This window comes from Nonomuraea sp. NPDC003214, assembly GCF_053590035.1.
Genome location: NZ_JBSFSX010000005.1, coordinates 391,484 through 414,568 on the forward strand (window position 1 = coordinate 391,484; position 23,085 = coordinate 414,568).

Consider the following 23,085-nt stretch of genomic DNA (forward strand, 5'->3'; position numbering starts at 1 on the left):
AGGGCTCTGAATAAGTTTTTCCGGCGTCAGCAAACTGCACCGCCGGGCAGCTTCCTGCCGACGGGAAAAGAAAAAACCCGGCCCCGCTTCGTCGCGGGACCGGGCTTTTCTTCGCCGGTCAGCCGGAGGTCTTCTCGACGGTCCGGTAGGTGAGGATGACGATGCCCGACTCCAGCGGCGTGGCCCCGGCCAGCCGCAGCGGCGCCGTGGTGCCGTCGTTGTAGAGCAGCTCACCGACGCCGCCGCTGCCGACGAGGACCGGGTGGAGCCAGATCTGCACCTCGTCGAGGAGGCCGTGCTCGACGAGCGTGGCGGTGAGCCGGCCCCACCCGTAGATGAGGATGTCGCCGCCGGGCTGCTCCTTGAGCTTGCGCACCTCGCCGACGGCGTCGCCGCCGAGCACGGTGCTGTTGTTCCAGTCGGCCTTCTCCAGCGTGCTGGAGACGACGTACTTGGGCAGGCTGTTCATCCGGGCGGCGTAGCCGCCCTCGTCCTCCATGGTGGGCCAGGCCTCGGCGAAGCCCTCGTACGTCACACGCCCCATGAGCAGGGCGTCGGCGGCCTTGAGCGTGGCGAGGGCGTGGGACTCGGCCTCGTCGCTCCAGTAGTCCATGGACCATTCCTCGGGCCGTTCGATGACGCCGTCGAGCGACATGATGACCGATGCGATGACCTTGCGCATGGGGCGACTCCCAGGAAGTGGATGGCTCTACGGACGGGCGCTGTCGGAGGCGGCGGCCACCGGCACGCCGGGCGCGGGCTGGGCGACCGGCTCGGCGGGGCGGCGCTTGCCGAACCACCGCGTCCACAGTCTCATGACAGGGCGTTCCAGGACGTAATAACTGACGGTCGAGAGGGCGACGCTCGTCGCCAGCACGAACAGCGTCAGCTCCCAGAAGCCCACTGTGCCGCGGAACTGGGTCGCGTCGACCGGGACCGTGCCGAAGATGTTGCCGTTGCGCAGGTAGACCTCCTGCAGCACGACGTGCCACAGGTAGATCCCGTACGAGATCCGCCCGAGATAGCGGATGACCGGGTTGGCCAGCGTCACGTCCATCAGGCGCGACCTGGCGTGCGGCACGGTCAGCGGCACGATGAACAGCACGCCGAAGACCAGCACCAGCGAGTGCCCCACCAGCTCCTGCACCAGCGCCGGCACGTCACCCGCGCCCGGCGTGCCGAACGGCTGCGGCGCGTAGGCCAGGTAGACGGCGGCCGCGGCCAGCCAGAACAGGTTCGGCCGGCGGGCGGCCAGCCGGTAGATGCCGGGCGTGTTCCCCGAGACGTCCTGGTAGGCGGACAGGGTGCCGAGCATCATGCCGCAGGCGAAGGCGCTCATGTAGTAGAAGGGCCAGAACCACAGCTCGTACGGGCCGGTGAAGGTCGGCAGGTTCGTCCAGGTGACCCAGGCCAGGCCCAGCACCAGTACGGCCACCGGGGTGACCATCATCCAGCGCAGCCGCGCCCGCTGGTCCTCGCGGCCCCGCGCCAGCCGGCCGGAGATCCACGCCAGCAGCGGGATGGCCAGGTAGAACGTCAGCTCCGTCGGCACCGTCCAGGTGTGCAGGAGGCCGGTCATCGGCTGACCCTCCTGCCAGAAGAAGTGGATCGCTAGGAACGGCCGGAGCACGTCCCACACGGTCGCGATGCCGTTCAGGTTGATCGCGAGCAGCGCGACCGCCAGCACCAGCCAGTAGGCGGGCAGGATGCGCAGCGCCCGCCTGGCGAGGAAGGCCGGGATCGCCGGGCGCGAGGTCCCGGCGATCGCCGCGCGGGCGAACGGCCTGTACAGGAACAGGCCGGACAGGACGAAGAAGGGGGGCAGGCACACGGCCAGCCCGTCGGCCAGGACGCCCCAGATCCCGTTGCCCGGCTGGTCCATGAAACTGGAGTCGCCGGACAACCAGGCTGCGTGGAATACGAGAACTCCCAGAGCGAGGACTCCGCGCACTCCTTCCAATCTGGGAAGGCGTTCGCCTTCAGCGGTTCCGCCACCGCTAGCGCGGGCTGTTGCCACCATCGCGTGCTCCCATCAGGAGTGTTTCATCGGCTCTTTTCCGGCCGTATCCGTTTATTTGCTACGCGTCGATATCAGCACGGCCGATCGGTGAACCACATCTCCTGAATTGCGGGATATTGAGTTATGGGAACAGGCCGCGCTCCGTTGTGCCGATCAGCGGCGGACGGCCTCACCCGGGGCCGGGCTCGGCGTCCACGACGGCGCCGGATCCAGGCCGCGCGTGCCGTTCCGCAGCACCCGGAAGACCATGCCGGGGCTCATCAGCGCCTGCGGCGGGTCGACCAGCCCGGCCACCCGCATGAACGTCCTGGTCACCGCGCCGTCCCTGGTCGCGGCCACCTGCAGCTTCGCCATGTACGCGTTCATCATCCGGACCATCGCCGGCCTCGGCCCCGCCACCTCGGCGTAGCTCAGGTCACCGCCGGCCGAGATGTTCCACGGCACGTCGATCACCGCGGAGATGTCCTTGAGGAAGTCCAGCGGGCGCGGCTCCACCCCCCGCCGCAGATGCGTGCGGAGCGTGAGCGCCTCCAGCGCCGCCACCGTCATGCCCTGCCCGTACACCGGGTTGAAGCTGCACGCGGCGTCGCCCAGCACCAGCAGCCCGGCGGGGAAGCGCTCCAGCCGCTCGTAGTGCCGCCGGACGCTCGCCGGATACCTGAACGACACCGGGTCGTCCAGCGGCTCGGCGTCACGGATCACCTCGTAGATGTCCGGCACGGGCAGCGACCTGACGAACTCCATGAAGCCCTCGTGCGTCGCCGGCGCGGCGTCGCCCAGCACGCCCGTCAGCGACAGCACGCAGCGGCCGCCCTCGATCCGCGAGAAGAACGCGCCACGTGGGTGCGACGGCCCCGACACCGGGTTGATCGACAGGTCGCCGTCCAGGATGCTCTCGTCCGGCAGCCGGTAGTGCCGCGTCGTGTAGGTCAGGTCGATCTTGACCTTCTCCTCCTCGGGCCGCCCGTAGCCGAACTCCTCCAGCCACACCGGCGTACGCGAGCCGCGCCCCGTCGCGTCCACGACGAGATCCGCCTCGATGAGCTCCTCGCGCTCGCCGTCCCGGGGACGCACCCGCACGCCCGTCACCCGGGCCCGGTCCGCCGTCGCCACCAGGCCGACGATGTCGCACCGCTCCACGAACGTCACGTTCGGCAGCTCCGCCACCCGGGCCCGCACGTGGCTCTCCAGCACCGGCCGGGCCGCCGACACGCACACCAGCCCGGTCGTGCCCGGCTTCAGCCGGACGCCGTTGAAGAACCAGCGCAGCTCGCCCAGGTCGCCCGTCGGCACACCCGCCGCCTTCGCGCCCTCGGTGAACCCGGGGAACAGCTCCTCCAGGATCTGCTGCCCCCGGGCCAGCAGCCCGTGCACGTGCCGCCCCTGCGGCACCCCGCGCCTGGCGGCGCTCACGCCCACCAGCGCGTCACGATCCACCACCAGCACGTCCGTGTACGCCTCGGCCAGCACCCGGGCCGCCAGCAGGCCCGCCATGCTGCCGCCCAGCACCACCGCGCGGTCTCCCACGGCCATCGCGGTCACCTCCCACGTTCCTGATCGTCAGCGGAAGCCTCGGCACGCCGCCCGGCGCGCTGGGCCGTCTCGTGTGATGCCGGTCGCGACCGGCGCGCCCGCGCCCGCCTCATCGCAGCGAACGCGCGAAGGCGCGGATGTCGCCGACCAGCTCGGCCGGCTGCTCCAGCGCCGCGAAGTGGCCGCCACGCTCGAACTCCGTCCACCGTGTGATCGTCGGCAGCTGGTGGTCGGCGAACCGCCGGATCGGCCGCGTCGCGTCCGCCGGGAACACCGCGACGCCCACCGGCATCTCCAGCGGCCACGGCCCGCCCCACGTCCGCACGAACGCCGCGTCCCCGTACGAGGACTCGTAGTAGAACTGCGCCGACGAACCCGCCGTGGCCGTCAGCCAGTAGATCGACACGTTCGTCAGCAGGTCGTCACGGCTCACCGCGTCCTCGGGCGACTTGTCGGAGTCCGTCCACTCCTTGAACTTCTCCACGATCCAGGCGAGCTGCCCGACCGGCGAGTCCGTCAGCCCGTACGCGAGCGTCTGCGGGCGGGTCGACTGGATCTTCTGCCAGCCGATCCCGTCCTGCTGGAACCGGCCGCCGTGCTCCAGCCTGGCCAGATCGTCCGCGCTCAGCTCCGCCATCGCCGCCGGGTCCTGCGGCGGGAACGTCACCAGCATGTTGATGTGCACCCCGGCCACGTGCGCCGGATCGGCCAGGCCGAGCTGCAGCGAGATCACCTTGCCCCAGTCGCCGCCCTGCGCCACGTACCGGTCGTAGCCGAGCCGGCTCATCAGCTCCGCCCACGCCCGCGCCACCCGCGGCACGTCCCAGCCGGTCTCCCGCGTCGGGCCCGAGAAGCCGTACCCGGGGATCGACGGGATGACCACGTCGAACGCGTCCGCCGGATCGCCGCCGTGCGCCGCCGGGTCCGTCAGCGGGCCGATCACGTCCACGAACTCCGCGACCGACCCCGGCCAGCCGTGCGTTATGATCAGCGGCGTCGCGTCCGGCTCGGGGGAGCGCACGTGGACGAAGTGCACGTTCGCGCCGTCGATCTCCGTCGTGAACTGCGGGAAGGAGTTCAGCCGCCGCTCGGCCGCGCGCCAGTCGTAGCCCGTGCGCCAGTATTCGGCCAGCTCCTTGAGGTAGTCCAGGGGCACCCCCCGGTCCCAGCCCACGCCCGGCAGCTCGTCCGGCCACCGGGTGGCGGCGAGTCTCCGGTTCAGATCGTCGAGGTCGTCCTGCGGGATGTCGATACGGAACGGACGCATGTGTGCCCCTGGTTCGCTAGAGCTGTCTGGGGGAGGGGCGAGGACTGCGCGCCTCCGGCCCCACGACGTCATCGTCAGCCCCGCCCACCCCCCGGCGCATCTCGCGACGTGCGCCATCCCTCACCCCCGCCCGAAGCCCCCACCGACGCCCAGAGCGGCCCCCTCCACCGAACCGCCCGCTTCCGGCCAGCCTCTTCACCCACCGCACCCTTGGGACGAGCCCTCTACGCCGGACGGGCCCCTCTGGGCGGACGCGCCCTCTTCGGGGCGGGTGCCTTCAGGGGGCCGGGTTCCTTGGGGGCTCGCTCCACCCGGGGCCAGGGGTGGTTCTCGGGGGGCCTATGGGGTGGGCGGGTCTGGTCCACAGGGCGCCTCGAAGCCGACGTCGGCGTGCGGCGTACGAAGACGGCGGGTCCCAGGGATGGCGAAGGCCCGGCCGGGTGCCGTCGGGGGAGGCGGGCCGGCCGGGCCGAGGGGTCCGACGCCGGCTACGGTGGCGGCGCCGGCGGCGCGGGGGTCAGGCGGTGGCCTTGGTGATGACGTCCGCCACCGCCGCCACGGCCGAGTAGTCGCCCGGGCTGAAGCGGGTCTTGGTGACCGCGAACGCCGTGCCGCTGGGCAGGTGGAGCTCGGCGTGGCTGCCGCCGGCGCCGGGCCAGCCGAGGACGGTCGACGGGTCGGGGCCGTTCTCGACGGGCCGCCCGAGGCCGAAGCCGAGGGCGTACTGGGTGGGGTGGCCGAAGATCTGGTCGACGTCGTTGACGGCGACGGCGGAGATCTCCTCCAGCTGCCCCGGGCTGAGCAGGCGGACGCCGTCGACCTCGCTCTGGAGGGCGGCGTACAGCTTGGCGAGCGCCCGCGCGCTCATGGTGCCGCCGGCGGGGATCTCGGCGCCGAGGTAGTCGCGCCGGTTGACGAGCTCGGCCGAGAGCTGCACGGCCTTGGGCACGGCCTTGAAGTACGTGGGCATCATCTGGGCGAGCATGTCGAGGTCGACCGGGTCGCCGACCTGCACCTGCGGGGCGACGCGGTCGAGCGCGGACTCGGGCACGGCCAGGTAGAGCTCGTCGGCGACGCCGAGCGGGCCGGACACCTTCTCGCGCAGCACCTCCGAGATGCGCTTGCCGGTGGCGCGGCGGACGACCTCGCCGATGATGTAGCCGAACGTCTGGGCGTGGTAGCCGGTCTTGGAGCCGGGCTCCCACCACGGCTCGGCGGCGGCCAGGCCGTTGACGATCTTGTCCCAGTCGGTCAGGTCGTCGCCGGTGGTGTCCTCGGGGACGCCGGGGGTGCCGACGGTGTGGGTCAGCGCGTGCCTGATCGTCGCCTTCTCCTTGCCGTTGGCCCCGTACTCGGGCCAGATCTCGGCGATCGGGGTGTCGTACCCGAAGACGCCTTCGCCGACGAGCACGTGCACCACCGTGGAGGTGAGCGCCTTGCCGGCGGAGGTGGCGTAGATGGGGGTGTCGGAGGTGAGTGGCCGTCCGGTCGCCTGGTCGGCGACACCGGAGACGGCGTCGGCCAGCAGTTCACCGTGACGGTAGACGGCGACCTGCAGACCCGTCTCGGCTCCGGATTCGACTAGCTGGTCGATCGTCTCCTGAACTTGCCGCTGGAGATCGCTCATGGTCCCTGTTTCCCTTGTGATGGTGGATGTCCTCGCCTCAACTGAGGGCCATTCACCGACAGTTTGCTGAGAGAAAAGGTCGCCGGACAACCGAACAGATGAACGCCGCATTCTCGGAGAAATCCGCTGGTTCAGCCCCAGCATTCTCGGAGATGCACCGCGGGCGGACCGGCCAGCAAGATGTGCCAGTAAAGCATGATTCGTAACGCTATTCCTTCGGTTGATTCGGTTGATATCGCGTCACCCGCGCGTGGGGGAGGCTTGATGGCACTGCTCGCGCCACCCGGACCGGCCACGGCCGGCTACTGGAACAGGAAGACCGAGACCATGCCACGCCAGGAGCTGGCCGCCTGGCAGTGGCGCAAGCTGCAGCTCGCGCTCGCCCACGCCCGGGCGAACTCGCCCTTCTGGCGCGAGCGGCTGCCCGAGCGGCTCGACTCGCTGGAGGACTACTTCGCGCGGGTGCCGCTGCTGTACAAGAAGGACCTGATCGCGGCGGAGGAGACGGCGCCGCCGTACGGGACGTGGCCGTCGCTGGACCCGTCCTTCGCCATCCGGCACCACCAGACCAGCGGCACCAGCGGCGACCCGCCCGTGCGCACCTTCGACACCCAGCGCGACTGGACCTGGGGGGTCGACCTGTGGTGCACCGTGCTGCACGGCATGGGCGTGCGGCCCGGCTACACGGGCCTGGTCGCGTTCGGGTACGGGCTGTTCATCGGCTTCTGGGGCATGCACTACGGGCTGGAGCGGATGGGCTGCCGGGTCGTCCCGGCGGGCGGGCTCGACTCCAAGGCGCGCGTGCGCATCCTGGTGGACCTGCAGGTCGAGGTGCTGGGCTGCACGCCGAGCTACGCCATGCGGCTGATCGAGACGGCCAAGGAGATGGGCGTCGACCTGGCGCGCGACGCCAACGTGAAGATCATCATGGCCGGTGGCGAGCCGCGGCCCGAGTCGACCACGCAGGCGATCTCCGAGGCGTTCGGCGCGCGCGTCTTCAACGCGGCCGGGACGACCGAGTTCGGCACGGTGTCGATGTTCGAGTGCCCCTCGCTCAACGGCGGCTGCCACATCATCGAGTCGGGCGTCATCGAAGAGGTGCTGCACCCCGACACGCGGCAGCCGGTCGGCTACGGCGAAGAGGGCATCCGGGTGACGACCGGGCTCGGCCGCGAGGGCATGCAGCTGTTCCGGCACTGGACGGACGACCTCGTGGTCAAGCGGCCGTGGAGCGAGTGCGGCTGCGGCCGGACCTGGGACTGGTTCGACGGCGGCATCCTCGGCCGCCGCGACGACATGCGCAAGATCCGCGGCGTGTCGGTCACCCCGGTCATGGTCGAGGACGTCCTGCGCGGCTTCCCCGAGGTGAACGAGTTCCAGGTGGTGCTGCGGACGATCCGCGGCCTGGACACGATCGTGCTGCGGATCGAGCCCGACGAGATCCCCGGCCTGGACGTCGCCGACCTCGGCGCCCGCGTCAGCACGACGATGAAGCAGGAGGTCGGCATCCGCCCGGACGTGGAGTTCGTGACTCCGGGCACCCTTCCCCGGTTCGAACTGAAGGCGGCGAGGTTCCATGACGAACGCAGATGAGCTCTCCGACAAGCAGGAGCGCCAGCTCCGCGACTGCTACGCGACGCTGCACGAGCTCGCGGAAACCTGCGGAGTCCCCTCCGTCGTGGCCGCGGCGCGCGCCGCCGTGGCCGAGCTGCACGCCGCCCTCGACGGGCAGGCGCTCGACTTCGGGTTCTACTCCCACAAATGGAGCACCGAGCAGCCCGTGTGAGCAGCCCGTCTGAGCCCGGAGGAGGCAACCATGGCCGCCAGGCCGAAGAAGATAGTCGCGATCAACGGGTCGGAACGCGACGGCAACACCGCCGACGTGCTCGCGTACGCCGCGGGCATCGCCTTCCGGCGCGGCGTCGAGTTCGAGACCATCCACCTGCGTGACATCGACATGATGCGCTGCGGCCCGTGCGGCGACTGCAACGACCGCGTCGTGCGGTGCGTGCAGACCGACGACGTGCCCGGCGTCGTCGACAAGATGATCGAGGCCGACGCCATCATCTACGCCGCGCCCGTGCACGGGTTCGGCACCTCCAGCCTGATGCAGACGTTCATCGAGCGGGCCGGCGTGGGCTACCTGCGCTTCGACCGGCCGCTCAGCAACAAGGTCGCCGGCATCATCGCGCTGGCCCGCCGCTACAGCGCCGGCGAGGTGTGGGCGCAGCTCATGGCCAACGCCCTGCTCAACCGCATGATCGTCGTCGGCGCCGGGTTCCCGGCCACGGTGCACGCCCTGCACAAGGGCGACGCGGCCTTCGACGAGGAGGGCCTCATCAACGTCGGCCGCCAGGTCGAGCGCATGATCGACATGATCGAGCTGCTGGACGACTACCGCGAGCTGACCGGCCGCGACGACATCCTGCCCCCGCCGGAACGCAACGAGCGCGAGGGGCTGGCCTGGAACGCCGCGCGGGAGCGCATGTGAGCGCGCCGCCGGACGACGCCGCGTTCCGCGAGGAGTACCGGCGGCTGCACACCCGCTTCTACGCCGGCGCGATGTCGCGGGACGACTGGGCCGCCTGGCAGGAGCGGCGGCTGGCGAGCGTGCTGCGGCACGTCACCGAGCGCTCGCCGTTCTACCGCCGCCACCTGGCCGGGATCGACCTGGCGCGGGTGACCCCGGACACGCTGCCGCTGCTGCCGTTCACCACCAAGGACGACCTGCGCCGGGAGATGTACGACGTGCTGTCCGGCAGCGTCGCCGAGGCCGCCGTCTACTACGAGACGACCGGCACGACCGGCGCGTCCACGCCCTGCCCGCGCGGGCCCAGGGACGTCATGACGAGCAACTCCGCCGTCGTGGAGGCGTGGCGGCGGCTGTTCGCGGCCCGCTTCGGCGACCGCAGGCCCGTCGTCGGGCTGATGGGCCCCTCCGAGCTGTACGCGTTCGGCGACGTGTTCGGCGCGGTCACCGCCGAGCTGGGCATCTGCCACGTCAAGATCTGGCCGGAGTCGCCGCGCGTCGGCTTCCGCAAGGCGCTGCGGCTCATCGAGGAGCTGGGCGTCGAGGTGCTGGTGTGCGCGCCGGCGCTGTGCCTGAGCCTGGCCAAGGCCGCCCTGCACTACGGCTACGACCTCGACCGGCTGCCGGTGTCGATGTTCCTGGTGCTCGGCGAGGTCTGCACGGGCGCCTTCCGGGCGAACGTCACCTCGCTGTGGCCCGGCGCCGCCGTCTACCCCGCCCTGTACGGGTCACAGGAGGCCCTGTGCATCGCCACCGGCGCGGTCAGCGGCGACCTGCACCTGTCCAAGCCGAACTACCTGGCCGAGGTCGTCGACCCGGACACCGGTGAGGCGCTGGGCGAGACGGGGGAGGGCGAGCTGGTGCTGACCATGCTGATCGACGGCATCAAGCCGCTGATCCGCTACCGCACCGGCGACCTCGTCAGGATCACCCCGGCGCCGCCCGGCGCGCCCCTGCCCGGGCCGGTCGTCGAGGTCATCGGCCGGGTGGCGGACCGCATCCACCTCGGCAGCGCCACCCTGCAGCCGGCCGAGCTGGAGAGCGCCGTGCTCACCGGCGTACGGGGCTGCCTCGGCTACCAGATCGTCATCGACCCGGGCGACGAGGTCACGGTGCGCCTGGACCTGCTGCCGGAGATCAGCGGCGACCCGCGCGAGGTGGGCGAGGGCGTGTCGGCGCGGCTGCGCGAGCTGGCCGGGGTGCGCGCCGGGGTCAGCGTGGACGCCGGCCTGGACCCGGTGACGAACACCGGCTCGTTCACGAGCTGGAAGGCGGCCAGGATCCTCGACAACAGGGCGGAGCCCGACCGCGTGGCGCTGGTGGCCCGCGAGGTGGCCCACCGCTACGCGATCACCACCTGAGACGCCGAGGGGCCGTCCGGTCGACGACCGGACGGCCCCTCGGCACGCCGCTGTCCTACCCCTTGTCCAGCTTCACGGCCTGGGCGATGTAGTCGCGCAGCGCCGCGTCGTGCGTCTCCAGGTCGGCCGGCTTCTTCAGCTTCACGTGCCGGGTCTGCTTGCCCGATCCGGCCAGCAGCCCGTGCGCGTCCTCGAAGCTCGCGCCCCGCTCGAAGGCGAACGTGACGTGCGTCTTGCTCAGGCTGATGATCGCCAGGACCTTGTTGTCGCGCCAGGAGGGCGACCCGTAGGTCAGCACCTCGCGCGCCTCGGGAGCGGCCTCGGCCATCAGCGCGCGCAGCCCCTCGACGATGTCCTTGTACTCCGGGGAGACCCTGGTCTTCACGAATTCGTCGACGTCCGGGTTACCCATGGGCAGACCTCCTTGTGGTGGTGATGGCCTTCATATCAAGCTGGACGCGTTCGGCGTGACATCTCCGCGGAACAGCCCGTCCGGGTCGACCCGCTGCCGGATCCGGTCCAGCTCGCCGATCTGCTCGGCGCTGAGATGGCCCTGCGGCTGCTCGCTGTCCTCCACGAAGGTGGGCGCGGTCCTGCCGGTGTCCCAGGGCGCGAGCGCCTCCCGTACCCGGGCGCACCGGTCGCGGATGGCCGCGAGGCTGCCGGCGTCCATCACGACGCCCGCGCCCGAGTAGGCGTAGGCGGCGTCGAGCCGGTCGAGCGCCCCGCCGGGCGCCGGCGGGGCGGCGTAGGCGCCGCCGAGCTGCCGCAGCCCGGCGGCGACCAGCGGCGAGCCGGCCGGATCGGCGATCAGGTCGAGCAGGCGGGCGGCGCCGTCGTCGCCGATCTCGCGCAGCAGCAGGTGGTCACCGGCGATGGCGATGGGCTCGTCCGGCTCCATGTGCGCGTCGAGCACCGCGGCGGTGGTGGTCGTCTCCCAGGTGTCGAGCACCGGCTCGGCGATCGCGCGCAGCGGCCCGAGCAGGTCGGCGGCGTGCCGTTCGGCGGTGCCGGGGCCGGACTCGGCGTCGAGCACGACGCCGTCGACGCACAGCACCGGGCCGGAGCTCAGCGCGGGCGGGATCTCGGGCAGCGGCGGCAGGTTCATCACCCGCAGCGACGTGCCGGCCTCCCAGGGGGCGTCGAGCGCCCACCGCCGCCAGGCCGACAGCAGCCGGGGGGCGTGCGCGGCCGGCCAGTAGGCGGCCCCGGTGACCACCCGGGCCGCCGGGAAGAGGCCGACCTCGACGGCGGTGACGACGCCGAAGCCGCCCCCGCCGCCGCGCAGCGCCCAGAACAGCTCGGGATCGGACGCGGCGTCGACGCGGCGCGCCTCGCCGTCGGCGGTCACCAGCTCGATCGCCAGCACGCTGTTGGCGGCCAGCCCGTGCTTGCGGCCGTAGAAGCTCAGCCCGCCGCGCAGCAGGTAGCCGACCACGCCGACGGTCGGCGCCGAGCCGTGCGGCGCGGCCAGCCCGTGGGCGGCGGCGGCCGTCACGACGGCGGCCCACGCGGTCCCGGCGGGCACGCGCGCCACGCGGCGGGCCGCGTCGATCTCGACCTCGCCGTCCATCCGGGTGCGGATCAGCAGGTCGCCGTCCATCGGCCGCCCGGCGGGGGCGCCGTGCCCGGTGCTGTGCGCGCGCACGCCCAGCCCGGCCGCCCTCGCGTGCCGGATGGCGGCCCTGACCTGGTCCACGGTCCGCGCCGTGGTGGCGGCGACCGGCCGCAGCGGGCCCGCCAGGTTGAACACGTGCGTGGCCGCCTCGTACGCCGGATCGCCGGGCGAGGCGATCAACGTGCCCGGCTCGTCAACCACGGTCATGAGCGTCAGCCTCCAGCTCGGGTGCCCGCGTGTCAGGCCGTTGTCCAGCCTCGCACGCGCGGGCCCGCGCCACGTCTTCCAGAATGCGGTTTCGGTCTCGCACACCAGGAGATGTGCCCGGCCGCCCGAGGGGCGCACCATGGCCTCAGGGTGCACCGGATTCGCGGGAGAGCGACGTATTCCATGGCTTCCGAATTCCTCGACACGGCCGCAATCGGCAGGCATTACGACGAGCGCTCGCCGATCGGCGACGTGCTCCGCGACGGCCACATCCACATGTGGTACTGGTACGACGACGAGGACGAGGCGTCGCTGGCCGAGGCCGTGGGCCGCACCAGCCGCAAGGTCGCCGACACGCTCGGGCTGCGGCCCGGCGAACGGCTGCTCGACGCCGGCTGCGGGCCGGGCGCCACCAGCGTCTTCCTGGCCACCGGCTACGGCGCGCGGGTCACCGGGATCTCCATCAGCGAGTTCGAGCTCGGCGCCGCCCGCGAGCGGGCCGCCGCCGCCGGCGTCGCCGACCTGGTCACCTTCGAGTACGGCGACTACACCGACCTGGCCTACGCCGACGGCTCCTTCGACGCCGTCCTGGCCCTGGAGTCGCTGCAGAACGCCCCCGACCTGGCCGTGGTGTTCGCCGAGCTGTTCCGCGTGCTGCGCCCGGGCGGCCGGATCACCTTCTCCGACTTCAGCCTGGAGTCGCAGGCCGAGCCCGAGCGGGTGGCCAGGTTCATGGCCAGCCTCAAACTGCGGGAGCTGCCCACGCTCGCCGAATGGCTCGGCCACGCGCGCGCCGCCGGGTTCGTGCCCGAGGAGTACACCCAGTGCGGGCCGAGGGTCTTCGGCCGCAAGTCCAAGTACCTGCGCACCGCGATGCCCCGCAGGCAGGAGATCGCCGAGCGGTTCGGCGAGGCCGCGGTGACGACGTTCTCGCGGCGCCACGCCGGATTCTTCGCCCCCCGTCCCGACCAGATCGGGTACGTCATCGTCTCCGCCCGCAAACCCCTGCGTTGAGCGCGAGGCGGGCGATCACCACGAAAGGACGCGCACATGACCTTGTCCATGTCCCAGCCGGCCGTCGCCGACCTCGTCGAGTCGTTCTCCGGCGCGGACCCCGACCGGCTCGGCGAGGAGTACCTGCGCCTGGCCGGGCTGCTGCTCGACGGCGGCACGGCGACCGAGCTGGCCTCGCCCGCCGTGCCGCTGCTGGTCGAGCTGCTGCGCACCGCGCCCGCGGACCGCAAGGCCCACCCGGCCGTCCTGCTGGGCCTGCTGGCCGGAGCCGAGGACCCCGCCGGTGACGGCGAGCTGGCCGCGGCCGTGGGGCGGGAGGTCGACCTCTACCTGGACCTGTGGATCGGCAGCGCGAACGGGCAGCCGCTCTCCCTCGCCCTGGCCTACCTGCTGTCGCACTTCCCCGAGCACCGCGACCGCATCCTGGCCGTCGCCGGCGACCGGGGGCTCGACGTCTACGACCTGTCCAAGCTCGACCGGGCGCTCGCCCGGCTCGACCTGGACGACCCGGTCATCGGCCGGGTCTTCCCGTCGCCGGCCGTGTGGGCGCTGATGGACGAGGCGGAGCGCGACTTCGACAACTCGTGGATCAAGGCCATGCCCACCGAGCAGATCATCCTCAACTGGGACAAGGACACCAGCACCGTCCGCGGCAACCTGGGCGCCGCAGCCCACTGGGCCGCGCTCAACGGCGCCCCCACCCCCGTCGAGGTCGGCACCGTCCCGCCCCGCGACGAGCTGCCCCCGCCGCCCGACGGCGGCACCGAGTTGTTCGCGCCGCACGCCGCCGCGCTGCGCTGCCCGCGCTGCGCGAGCGGCCTGGACCTCACCGGCGCCGAGGTGCGCTGCGCGGACTGCGCCGCCGTCTACCCGGTGGCCAACGGCATCCTCAACCTCACCGAGGACGCCGAGCGCAACGCCGGCGACTTCCTCTACAAGCTCGCCGAGGTGCCCAGCATGGGCCACTTCTACGAGGCGTACGCGCGCCCCAACTTCCTGCGGCTGGCCGGCTCCAACTGGGGCACCGCGATCAGCCCCGCCGACGAGGACGCCTACATCACCGAGCACGTCCGCCCGGTCGACGGGCCGGTGCTCGACCTCGCCTGCGGAGCCGGGCGGTGGACGCAGACGCTGACCGAGGCCGTCGGCGCCGACCGCGTCATCGCGCTGGACATGTATCCGCCCATGCTCACCGCCACCCGCAGGCGCCTGCCCGAGCTGCCCGCCGTCATGGCGGGCGCGCGCCGCCTGCCCTTCGGCGACGCCACCCTCGGCGCCGTCATGTGCTGGAACGCGCTCCAGGCCTTCCCGGACGACGCGCCGGAGGCCATCAAGGAGATCGGCCGCTGCCTGCGCCCCGGCGGCACGTTCACGTTCCTCACCTTCCACTCCTCCGCCGACCCCGTCTACCGCCACCTGGTCGCCTGCCACTACTTCCCCGGCCACCAGAGCGGCATGGAGCTGTTCGAGCTCGACGACATCAAGGCGTGGCTGGCCGCGGCCGGTCTGACGATCCGCCACGAGCACGGCCCCGGCACCTTCGTCCTCATCACCGCCGAGCGCCCCGCCTGACGCCCGGGAACGACGACGCGAAACCAGAAGGGCCGCTGCCGATCCGATCGGCAGCGGCCCTTCTCCCTCGCCCGGGTATCAGTGGTTCAGCTTGAGCTGCACCACCTTCTCCAGGTCGGCGGCCGAGTAGTCGCGCCCCGCCGAGGCGGTGCTGAACGACTCCACGGCCAGGCTGTGCCCGGGGCTCGTCGCCGGGTTGCGGAAGCCCGTGCCGATCGCGTACGCGTTGTACTCGTCCAGCAGCTTCTGCGCCTCCGCGGTGGCGGCCGTGAAGCGCGCCAGCGGGTCGGCCCCCCGCGTCAGCACGTCGTCCATCGCCCGCGTCATGACGTCCTGGTTGCCGGCGAAGTCGCCGAACAGCGCGCCCCGCGACACCGGCACCGGCCCGCCGCCGGGCAGCGCCCGGCTGGGGTACCTGCTGACGTGCTCGTAGCCGAGCCGGTGGTACGGGTGCTGGTCGAACCAGCCCTCGTCCTCCAGCAGCCGGTAGGAGGCGTGCGTGATCGGGATGAAGCTGCTGAACTTGTGCCGGTCGGCCGCGTTGCGCGGATTGTGCAGGAACTGGATGAGCGCGAGCGCGCCGTCCTGCGTGTCCGCGTCGAGGCCGTTCGCCAGCCACAGCGACGTGCCCGCCACCGCGTTGCCCACGTACGGCACCTCGCCGTTGTACGGGAAGACGCCCACCTCGACGTCGAACCCGTTCTTGTGCGCCGCCTGCACCATGTAGTTGACGTCGTTGGACGAGGTCAGCCGGATCGCCACGTCACGCTCGGCGAAGGCACGGAACGTGCCCGCCCAGTCGGGGATCTTGCCGGTGTAGAGGCAGTGGCCGCGCGCGTGCAGCCGCCGCCACCACTCCACCCACGCCAGCATCTCCTCCGAGGCCAGGTACGCCGTGGTGGCCCGCCCCGACCGCCCGTTGTCGTTGTCCACCAGCAGCCCGCCCTGCGTGGCCAGCGCCTGCTGGAAGAACGTGCCGTGGTTGGACCAGGTGATGGGGAACGCCGGCCGGTCGCCGCGCAGCCCGGCGATCCGCTCGCACACCTCGTCGACCTCGGCCCACGTCTGCGGCAGCTCCGTCACGCCGGCCGCCCGCAGCATCCCCTTGTTGGCGAACAGCAGGCTCGTCGTGCCGCCGGACGGCATCGAGGTGAGATCCCCGTCGAGCGAGTAGTACTCGCGGAAGGCCGGCAGCAGGTCGTCGATCACCACCGGCTCGCCCAGGATCTCCGTCCGGCCGCCGATCGCCCGCTCCAGCGACGTGAACACCGGCTCCCCGTCGGGCCCGACCAGGTCGCGGGCGGCCTGGCCCATGTAGAAGTAGTACTCGGCCACGGCCGGCCGCTGCCCGCTCGCCGCCGCCTGCGCGACCTGGAGCGGGAAGGTCCAGAAGTCCTTGCCCTCGATGTTCACCTCGTAGTCGGGATGGGCCCGCTCGAAGTCCCTGCCCTGCTCCCGCCACCGGTCCATCCACCCGGGAAAGGTCAGGTCCGGCACCCACACGTCCAGCACGATCTTCTTCTTCATGCGATCCCCCGGTGCTGCGCGGTCAGCTTCTCCAGGTCGGGCACGATGTCCGACGGGCTCGGGCGGTCCAGCCACTCCTCGTGCAGGGCGTCGGCGCCCGCCTTGTACGCCGGGTCCTCCAGCGTGCTGACGATCAGCGCGCGGACCTCCTCGGCGGACTGCTTCTGGTGGTCGAGCCGGAAACCGGCGCCCCGGCCGACGATGTACGAGGCGGCGATCGGCGACAGGATGTGCCGCTCGGGGATGACGCTGCCGCCCTCCTCGGTGAACTCCAGGCGCTGCGACTCGTCCGTGTCGGCGATGATCTGCGGCACGTTGGCGGCGACGGAGGCCCAGAACGTGCCGCTGGAGCCGTGGTTGATGCTGGCCGAGCAGGTCGGCAGCAGCTGCGAGAGCGGCACGTAGTCCACGACGCGGACGTTGTCCGGGATCGGCGGCAGGCCGACGAGCTGGTTGGCGTCGAGCGTGGCGACGAGCTCGACGTCGAGGTCGGCCACCGCCTCCAGGATCTTCGGGGTGCGCCATTCGCCCTGGTGGTAGGTGCGGGTCGACAGGCCCAGCGACAGGGCGATCCGGGGCCGCTCGGGCGCCCCGTACAGCCAGGACGGTTTGACGCCGCCGCCGTTGTACGGGATCCAGCGCACCGGCAGCGACGTGAGCGTGGTCGAGACGCGCATCTCGGGCGGCAGCGGGTCCACCGTCCACTGGCCGAGCAGCAGCTCCTCGTCCACCTCGACGCCGTAGCGCTCGGCCAGCGGGCGGACCGCGTCGGCCAGCGGGTTGCCGGCGGCGGCCGGGCCGCGGGCGGCGAACAGCTCGGTGGCCCAGCCGCTGTAGTCGGGGCCCATGATGACGCGCGCGTGCGCCGCGCCGGCCGCGCGTGCCGCCACGGCGCCGCCGGGGAACCACGGGTCCCACAGCACCAGGTCGGGCCGCCAGGCGAGCGCGAACTCCACCAGCGCCACGTTGTCCGCGCTCGGCTCCGGCGGCAGGTGGTACTTGGCCGCCGACAGCAGGAACTGGTAGAAGACGTCCCAGCTGTCGCGGTCGGCGGGGGAGACGCCCAGCTCCGCCGCCAGCCGGTCCATCTCGGGCACGTTCGGCGCCAGGTCGGGCCGGGCCCAGCCCTGCGCGGTCGTCTCCGGGACGCCGCACACCACCGCCGTCAGCCCGGCGGCGGTGATGTCGTCCTCGGCGCCCGGCGGGCACGCGATGACGACCTCGTGCCCGGCGGTCTGCAGCGCGTGGGCGTACGGGACGGCCGGGAACAGATGGCATCTCTGGGGCCAGACGGTGAGCATCACTCGCATGGAGGCTCCTTGGGATCTAGAGATGTGCGTGGGTCGACCGGTAGCGCCTCAGGTGCTCGCCGGTGAGGGAGTCGGGGGACTGCAGGAGTTCCAGCGGGGTCCCGGTGAACACGATGCGGCCGCCGTCCTTGCCGCCGTCGGGGCCCAGGTCGATGACGTGGTCCGCCTGCTGGACGACGTCCAGGTTGTGCTCGATGGCCACCACGGTGTCGCCCTGGCGGACCAGCGTGTCGAGGAGCGTGAGCAGGGTGGTGATGTCTGACATGTGCAGGCCGGTGGTGGGCTCGTCCAGGACGTAGACGGTGCCGGTGCGGTGCAGTTGCGCGGCCAGCTTGATGCGCTGCAGCTCGCCGCCCGACAGCGTGCTGAGCGGCTGCCCGAGCGTCAGGTAGTCGAGGCCGACGTCCGTGAGCGCCCGCAGCTTGCGGCGCAGCGCGGGCTGCGTGAACGCGTCGACGGCCTGCTCGGCGGGCAGCGCCAGCACGTCGGCGATGGACCTGCCGTCGAGCCGGTGCGCGAGCACGTCCTGGTGGAACCGGCTGCCGTCGCAGGCGGTGCAGCGGACGGTGACCGGGTCCATGTAGGCGAGCTCGGTGATGATGACGCCGCGGCCCTGGCACTCGGCGCAGGCGCCTTCGGAGTTGAAGCTGAACAGGCTCGCCGGCTGCCCGCTGGCCTGCGCGAACAGTTTCCTGATCGGGTCCATCAGGCCCAGGTACGTGGCGGGCGTGGAGCGGGCGGAGGCGGCGATGGGCGACTGGTCGACGTAGACGGCCTCGGGGTACGCGCGGGTGAACACGTCGGCGATCAGCGTGCTCTTGCCCGAGCCGGCGACGCCGGTGACCACCGTGAGCACGCCGAGGGGGATGTCCACCGACACGTCCTTGAGGTTGTGCAGGGTGGCTCCGGTGATCGGCAGGACGCCGCGCGGCTGCCGGAACTCGGTCTTCATCGTGGTCGCCGCGCGCAGGCCCCGGCCGGTGGGCGTGTCGGCCTCGCGCAGCCCCGCGAACGAGCCGGTGTAGACGATCTCGCCGCCGTGCGCGCCCGCCCCGGGGCCGAGGTCCACGACGTGGTCGGCGATGGCGATGACGTCCGGGTCGTGCTCGACGACGAGCACGGTGTTGCCCTGGTCGCGCAGCGTGCGCAGCAGGTCGTTGAGCCGTCCCACGTCACGCGGGTGCAGGCCGACGCTGGGCTCGTCGAAGACGTACGTCATGCCGGTCAGCGTGCTGCCCAGGTAGCGGACCAGCTTGAGCCGCTGGCCCTCGCCGCCCGACAGCGTCGAGGTGGCGCGGTCCAGGCTGAGGTAGCCGAGCCCGATCGCCGCCACGCGCCGCAGCGCCACCGCGGCCGAGCGGGCGATGGGGGTGGCCACCGGGTCGTCGATGCCGTCGAGCACCTCGATCAGGTCGGTGACCTGCATGCGGGTCCACTCGGCGATGTTGCGCCCGCCGATCGTGGTCGCCAGCGCCGCCGGGTTCAGCCGCGCGCCGTCGCAGTCGGGGCAGACGCCCTCGGAGATGAACCGCTGGATCGTCTCGCGGGTCCGCTCGCTGGTCTTGCTCATGTCGCGCTTGACGCCCAGCCGGGTGAACCGGTCGAGCAGTCCCTCGTAGTTCGTCTTGTACGAGCCGCTCTTCGTGGTGAGCTGGACCTTGCCGCCGGTGCCGTGGAGGAAGAAGTCCATCTCCTCCCGCGTGTAGTCGCGCACCGGCTTGGCCGGGTCGAGCTTGCCGCTGTTGGCGTACAGCTGCCAGTCGGGGGTGCCGACGCCGTAGCCGGGGACCAGGATCGCGCCGTCGGCCAGCGACTTGTCGCGGTCCAGCATCAGGTCCACGTCGGCGCGGACGCTGCGGCCGAGGCCGTCGCAGCCGGTGCACATGCCGCGCGGGTTGTTGAAGGAGTACGTCGAGGCCAGGCCGTCGGTGGGCGTGCCGTACCGGGCGAACAGGGACCGGATGACCGAGTAGATGTCGGTGATCGTCCCCACCGTGGAGCGGGCGTTGCCGCCGAGCGGCTTCTGGTCCACGACGACCGGCGGCGTGAGGTTCTCGATGGCGTCGGCCAGCGGGCGCTCGTACTTGGGCAGCTGGTTGCGGATGAACCACGGATAGGTGCCGTTGAGCTGCCGCTGGGCCTCCACCGCCACGGTGTCGAAGACGATGGACGACTTGCCCGACCCCGACACGCCGGTGAAGACGGTGATCTGGTTCTTCGGGATGGTGAGGGACACGTCCTTGAGGTTGTGCTCCCGCGCCCCGGTGATCCTGATGACGTCGAGGCTGGGGGAGACGGCCGGCGCGGGGGCCGGGTCTGCTGTGACGCTCACTGGTGCTCCTGTTCCTGCGGGGCGCGGGAGACACGGTGATCCGGCCGAGGTGTTCCGATCCCCGGCCGGATCACTGGCCCGCGCTACTTGGCTGCGGTCTCGGCCACCGGCTGGTCCGCCCCGGCGGGGGCGGCGCCGGGCTCGCCGGCCTGCTCGCCGGTGCCCGCCTGCTCGCCGCCGTCCGGCTGGTCGCCGGTGGGCGGCGCGTGCCGGAGCGCGACGGCGGCCACGGTGGCCAGGACGAGCGCGACGACGGCGCTGGCGACGGCGGTGGAGTTCATCGCCGAGGTGAACGCCTCGCGGGCGGCGGTGAGCAGCTGCGCCGCCACCGGCCCCGTCACCTGCTCGACGGCCGTGTAGGCGCCGGCGATGCTCTCCTGGGCGGTCCGCGCCGCCTCGGCGGGCACGCCCGCGGGCAGGCCGCCGCTGAGGCTGCTCTGGTAGACGGCAGTGCCGACGCTGCCCATGACCGCGATGCCGAACGCGATGCCGAACTCGCCGCTGGTCTCCGACATCGCCGACGCCGACCCGGCCTTCTCCGGCGGCACGGAGCCGATGATGAGCCCGGTGCCGAGCGCGCCCATCGGGCCCGCGCCGAGCGAGCTGACGATGAGGCCGGTGACCAGCAGCGCGACGCCCGCCGAGCTGCCGACCTGGGTCAGCAGCAGGTAGCCGACCGCGGTGACCACGAGGCCGCCGGCGATCACGTACCCGGGCCTGATCTTGCGGGCGACGGCGGGGGCCGCCATCACGCCGAAGATGGTGGCGATGGTCGAGGGCACCAGCCAGGCGCCAGCCTGCAGCGGCGAGAGTCCCTCGACCGTCTGCAGGTAGAGGTTGACCAGCAGGTACGTGCCGCTCATGATGCCGCCGCCCACCATGATCACCAGGGCGGCGCTGAACGAGCGGTTGGCGAACAGCCGCAGGTCGAGCAGCGGGCTGGCCAGGCTGCGCTGGCGCTGCACGAACAGCACGCCGACGATGAGGCCGACGGCGACGGCGGTGATGTTCACCGGCTGCCAACCGCTCCTGGCGACCTCCTTGAGCCCGTAGATGACGGGCAGGATCGCGCCGAGCGACAGGGCCACGCTGACCAGGTCGACCCGGCCGCTCTCGGCGTCGCGGTATTCGGGCAGCAGCTTCGGCCCCGCCAGCAGGAGCAGCGCCATGACCGGCACGCCCAGCAGGAAGACCGAGCCCCACCAGAAGTTCACCAGCAGCACGCCGCCGACGACGGGGCCGATCGCCATGCCGCCCATGAAGCAGCTCATCCACACGGCGATGGCGACGCCCATCTGCTGGGGGTTCTTGAACATCACGCCGAGCAGCGACATGGTGGACGGCATCAGCGTGGCGCCGGCGATGCCCATGAGCGCCCGGGAGACGATCAGCATCTCCGCGCTGGTCGAGTACGCGGCGGCCACGGAGGCGGCGGCGAACGCGACGGCGCCGATCAGCAGCAGTCTGCGCCGGCCGACCCGGTCGCCCACCGTGCCCATCGTGACCAGGAACCCGGCGATCAGGAAGCCGTAGATATCGGTGATCCAGAGCTGCTGGGTCGCGCTCGCGCCCAGGTCCTGGCTCAGGTGCGGCAGCGCCAGGTACAGCGCGCTCATGTCCAGCGACAGCAGCAGGGTCGGCAGGGCCAGCACGGCCAGGCCGATCCACTCCTTGCGACCGGCCCGCACATCGGACCCGGCGCCGGAGCTCACATCCATGGGAGATCCTTCCGTCTGGGGGGTTTCCAGGGCCCTCGGCCCTAGTGCAGGGGGGAATCCGGAGTGGTGACGACGGCTCGCAGGACGGTGGTGAACTCCGAGGCCCAGGCGGCCATCGTGTCCGGGTTCCACAGGTTGGTGTTGTAGCCGAGAGTGCCGATGATCTCCCCGGCCGGTGTGATGTTGAGCTCGCACAGCGCGCCGTCCGGGATGTCGCCGCCGGACGGCTGCGACAGCAGGCGGGGCACCTCGGCGTACTCGACGTCGCCGACGCGCTCGCCGTTCATCGCGAACGGCGAGTGGAAGACCTGGAACAGGAACAGCCCGCCGTCGTCGGCCGCCGCCGTGCTCATGAGCTGCGGGGCCTGCGCGACGATCTGCGAGAACGGGATGTCGTGCGCGTAGCTCTCCAGGCAGCTCGCCCGCACGAGCCGGGCCACGTCGCCGAACGTGTCGCAGCCCGTCAGGTCGGCGCGCAGCGGCACGAAGTTGAAGAACGACCCGACGGTCTGGTGGAAGCGCATCGCGGTGCGCCCGGTGGTGAACGTCGGCACCACGACGTCGCCGACGCCGGTGATGCGGCGCAGCACGATCGCGTGGGCGGCGAACAGGACCATGAACGGCGAGCAGCGCAGCTTCGCCGCCGCCTTCCTCGTCGCGGCGCTCAGCTCGGCGCCGACGGTGAAGCGGTGCCAGCCGGTGGTCTTGGGCAGCCCGGCCGAGCGGGGGTGGTCGGTGGGGAAGGTGAGCATCTCGGCGCCGCTCAGCTTCTCCCGCCAGAACGCGCGCGCCCCGTCCAGCTCGTCGGAGGCGGCCCGCTCCCGCTCCCACGCCGCGTACTCGCGGTACTGCGGCGGCGGGGGCGGCAGCTCCACCGGGTGCCCGCGCCGGACGGCGTAGCAGAGCGCCACCTCGCGCATGATCACGTGCATCGACCACGCGTCGGCGGCGGTGTGGTGGACGGCCAGCACGAGGACCGCGTCGGCCGGGTCGAAGCGGCCGAGCACGGCGCGCAGCAGCGGCACCGACGTCGCGCTGTAGGAGCCGGACTCCACCTCGTTGACCAGCTCGCTCGCCCGCAGGTCACGCGCGTCCTCTTCGGTGTCCGACAGGTCGCGCACCTCCAGCTCCACCGGTCCCGGCGGCATGATCCGCTGGTGGCTGTCGCCGGGCTCGCGGACGAGCAGCGTCCGCAGCGCCTCGTGCCGCGCCACGACGTCGCCCAGGGCCGCCCGCAGCGTCCCGTCGTCGACCTCGCCGCGCACCCGGCAGCCGTAGAAGATGTTGTACGCCGGTCCGAACGGCCCCGAGTCGTCACCCTCGTCGAAGACGGACAGGAATTCCTGGTTGAGGGAAAGCGGAACGCGGCTCACCGGCTCGCTCGGCGTGTTCAGGATTTCGGTGACGCTCACCACGGGTCCCTTCACTGAAATTCGCCGCAAGGCGCGT

General features: G+C 72.0%; 18 protein-coding genes. 6 read left to right on the plus strand and 12 right to left on the minus strand.

Annotation, left to right across the window (positions count from 1 at the left end):
• Positions 1-118: 118 nt before the first annotated feature.
• The 5 genes from ACWDXC_RS17535 to ACWDXC_RS17555 form a co-directional block, all read right to left on the minus strand.
• On the minus strand, positions 119-682 hold the full coding sequence (locus tag ACWDXC_RS17535; RefSeq protein ID WP_357592976.1) for a dihydrofolate reductase family protein: 564 nt from the start codon (positions 680-682) through the stop codon (positions 119-121).
• A gap of 27 nt (positions 683-709) precedes the next feature.
• Positions 710-2,020: an acyltransferase family protein gene (locus ACWDXC_RS17540; RefSeq protein WP_449982766.1), complete on the minus strand. Its 1,311-nt coding sequence runs from the start codon at positions 2,018-2,020 to the stop codon at positions 710-712.
• Positions 2,021-2,173: 153 nt separating this feature from the next.
• Complete coding sequence (locus ACWDXC_RS17545; protein WP_449982768.1) at positions 2,174-3,553, minus strand: FAD-dependent oxidoreductase; 1,380 nt, start codon at positions 3,551-3,553, stop codon at positions 2,174-2,176.
• A 109-nt stretch (positions 3,554-3,662) separates the two neighbouring features.
• Positions 3,663-4,820, minus strand: coding sequence for an epoxide hydrolase family protein (locus ACWDXC_RS17550; protein WP_357592978.1), 1,158 nt, complete (start codon positions 4,818-4,820; stop codon positions 3,663-3,665).
• Positions 4,821-5,337: 517 nt separating this feature from the next.
• On the minus strand, positions 5,338-6,447 hold the full coding sequence (locus ACWDXC_RS17555) for a serine hydrolase domain-containing protein (RefSeq protein ID WP_219508718.1): 1,110 nt from the start codon (positions 6,445-6,447) through the stop codon (positions 5,338-5,340).
• 264 nt (positions 6,448-6,711) lie between these two features.
• Here ACWDXC_RS17555 and ACWDXC_RS17560 point away from each other — a divergent pair, with 264 nt between their 5' ends.
• The 4 genes from ACWDXC_RS17560 to ACWDXC_RS17575 are packed head-to-tail and all read left to right on the plus strand — an operon-like array spanning position 6,712 to position 10,338.
• The gene (locus ACWDXC_RS17560) at positions 6,712-8,040 is read left to right on the plus strand and encodes a phenylacetate--CoA ligase family protein (protein WP_219508717.1); all 1,329 of its coding nucleotides are present in this window, start codon (positions 6,712-6,714) and stop codon (positions 8,038-8,040) included.
• Positions 8,024-8,233, plus strand: a complete 210-nt coding sequence (locus ACWDXC_RS17565; RefSeq protein WP_449982771.1) for a DUF6052 family protein — start codon at positions 8,024-8,026, stop codon at positions 8,231-8,233. The genes ACWDXC_RS17560 and ACWDXC_RS17565 overlap by 17 nt, the downstream gene beginning before the upstream one ends.
• A gap of 30 nt (positions 8,234-8,263) precedes the next feature.
• Positions 8,264-8,938: a flavodoxin family protein gene (locus ACWDXC_RS17570; protein ID WP_449982774.1), complete on the plus strand. Its 675-nt coding sequence runs from the start codon at positions 8,264-8,266 to the stop codon at positions 8,936-8,938.
• Complete coding sequence (locus tag ACWDXC_RS17575) at positions 8,935-10,338, plus strand: phenylacetate--CoA ligase family protein (protein ID WP_449982776.1); 1,404 nt, start codon at positions 8,935-8,937, stop codon at positions 10,336-10,338. The genes ACWDXC_RS17570 and ACWDXC_RS17575 overlap by 4 nt, the downstream gene beginning before the upstream one ends.
• 55 nt (positions 10,339-10,393) lie before the next feature.
• On the opposite strand, the gene ACWDXC_RS17580 is transcribed toward ACWDXC_RS17575, so the two are convergent.
• A complete protein-coding gene (locus ACWDXC_RS17580; RefSeq protein WP_449982779.1) occupies positions 10,394-10,750 on the minus strand; it encodes a DUF1801 domain-containing protein in 357 nt (118 codons plus the stop codon).
• 30 nt (positions 10,751-10,780) lie between these two features.
• Positions 10,781-12,163: an FAD-binding oxidoreductase gene (locus ACWDXC_RS17585; RefSeq protein WP_449982782.1), complete on the minus strand. Its 1,383-nt coding sequence runs from the start codon at positions 12,161-12,163 to the stop codon at positions 10,781-10,783.
• Between the two features lie 183 nt (positions 12,164-12,346).
• Here ACWDXC_RS17585 and ACWDXC_RS17590 point away from each other — a divergent pair, with 183 nt between their 5' ends.
• A complete protein-coding gene (locus ACWDXC_RS17590; protein WP_449982785.1) occupies positions 12,347-13,177 on the plus strand; it encodes an SAM-dependent methyltransferase in 831 nt (276 codons plus the stop codon).
• Positions 13,178-13,213: 36 nt separating this feature from the next.
• Positions 13,214-14,749 carry a methyltransferase domain-containing protein gene (locus ACWDXC_RS17595; protein WP_449982787.1) on the plus strand — a complete coding sequence of 512 codons (1,536 nt, stop codon included), beginning with the start codon at positions 13,214-13,216 and terminating at the stop codon, positions 14,747-14,749.
• Between the two features lie 78 nt (positions 14,750-14,827).
• Here ACWDXC_RS17595 and ACWDXC_RS17600 read toward each other — a convergent pair whose 3' ends face one another.
• From ACWDXC_RS17600 to ACWDXC_RS17620, 5 genes are all read right to left on the minus strand, one after another.
• A complete protein-coding gene (locus ACWDXC_RS17600) occupies positions 14,828-16,276 on the minus strand; it encodes an extracellular solute-binding protein (protein ID WP_449982790.1) in 1,449 nt (482 codons plus the stop codon).
• Positions 16,273-17,586: a nucleotide disphospho-sugar-binding domain-containing protein gene (locus tag ACWDXC_RS17605; protein WP_449982792.1), complete on the minus strand. Its 1,314-nt coding sequence runs from the start codon at positions 17,584-17,586 to the stop codon at positions 16,273-16,275. Before ACWDXC_RS17605 ends, ACWDXC_RS17600 begins: the two co-directional genes overlap by 4 nt.
• 16 nt (positions 17,587-17,602) lie before the next feature.
• Complete coding sequence (locus ACWDXC_RS17610) at positions 17,603-19,918, minus strand: excinuclease ABC subunit UvrA (RefSeq protein ID WP_357592984.1); 2,316 nt, start codon at positions 19,916-19,918, stop codon at positions 17,603-17,605.
• Between the two features lie 83 nt (positions 19,919-20,001).
• Positions 20,002-21,636 carry an MFS transporter gene (locus tag ACWDXC_RS17615; RefSeq protein ID WP_449982795.1) on the minus strand — a complete coding sequence of 545 codons (1,635 nt, stop codon included), beginning with the start codon at positions 21,634-21,636 and terminating at the stop codon, positions 20,002-20,004.
• A 41-nt stretch (positions 21,637-21,677) separates the two neighbouring features.
• Positions 21,678-23,048, minus strand: coding sequence for a condensation domain-containing protein (locus tag ACWDXC_RS17620; protein ID WP_449982798.1), 1,371 nt, complete (start codon positions 23,046-23,048; stop codon positions 21,678-21,680).
• Between the last annotated feature and the right edge of the window lie 37 nt (positions 23,049-23,085).

What these genes read in the sequence shown, in the direction of transcription:
- ACWDXC_RS17535 (WP_357592976.1), bottom strand. Translation starts at nt 682, where the DNA reads ATGCGCAAGGTCATCGCATCGGTCATCATGTCGCTCGACGGCGTCATC.
- ACWDXC_RS17540 (WP_449982766.1), bottom strand. Translation starts at nt 2,020, where the DNA reads ATGGTGGCAACAGCCCGCGCTAGCGGTGGCGGAACCGCTGAAGGCGAA.
- ACWDXC_RS17545 (WP_449982768.1), bottom strand. Translation starts at nt 3,553, where the DNA reads ATGGCCGTGGGAGACCGCGCGGTGGTGCTGGGCGGCAGCATGGCGGGC.
- ACWDXC_RS17550 (WP_357592978.1), bottom strand. Translation starts at nt 4,820, where the DNA reads ATGCGTCCGTTCCGTATCGACATCCCGCAGGACGACCTCGACGATCTG.
- ACWDXC_RS17555 (WP_219508718.1), bottom strand. Translation starts at nt 6,447, where the DNA reads ATGAGCGATCTCCAGCGGCAAGTTCAGGAGACGATCGACCAGCTAGTC.
- ACWDXC_RS17560 (WP_219508717.1), top strand. Translation starts at nt 6,712, where the DNA reads ATGGCACTGCTCGCGCCACCCGGACCGGCCACGGCCGGCTACTGGAAC.
- ACWDXC_RS17565 (WP_449982771.1), top strand. Translation starts at nt 8,024, where the DNA reads ATGACGAACGCAGATGAGCTCTCCGACAAGCAGGAGCGCCAGCTCCGC.
- ACWDXC_RS17570 (WP_449982774.1), top strand. Translation starts at nt 8,264, where the DNA reads ATGGCCGCCAGGCCGAAGAAGATAGTCGCGATCAACGGGTCGGAACGC.
- ACWDXC_RS17580 (WP_449982779.1), bottom strand. Translation starts at nt 10,750, where the DNA reads ATGGGTAACCCGGACGTCGACGAATTCGTGAAGACCAGGGTCTCCCCG.
- ACWDXC_RS17585 (WP_449982782.1), bottom strand. Translation starts at nt 12,163, where the DNA reads ATGACCGTGGTTGACGAGCCGGGCACGTTGATCGCCTCGCCCGGCGAT.
- ACWDXC_RS17590 (WP_449982785.1), top strand. Translation starts at nt 12,347, where the DNA reads ATGGCTTCCGAATTCCTCGACACGGCCGCAATCGGCAGGCATTACGAC.
- ACWDXC_RS17595 (WP_449982787.1), top strand. Translation starts at nt 13,214, where the DNA reads ATGACCTTGTCCATGTCCCAGCCGGCCGTCGCCGACCTCGTCGAGTCG.
- ACWDXC_RS17600 (WP_449982790.1), bottom strand. Translation starts at nt 16,276, where the DNA reads ATGAAGAAGAAGATCGTGCTGGACGTGTGGGTGCCGGACCTGACCTTT.
- ACWDXC_RS17605 (WP_449982792.1), bottom strand. Translation starts at nt 17,586, where the DNA reads ATGCGAGTGATGCTCACCGTCTGGCCCCAGAGATGCCATCTGTTCCCG.
- ACWDXC_RS17615 (WP_449982795.1), bottom strand. Translation starts at nt 21,636, where the DNA reads ATGGATGTGAGCTCCGGCGCCGGGTCCGATGTGCGGGCCGGTCGCAAG.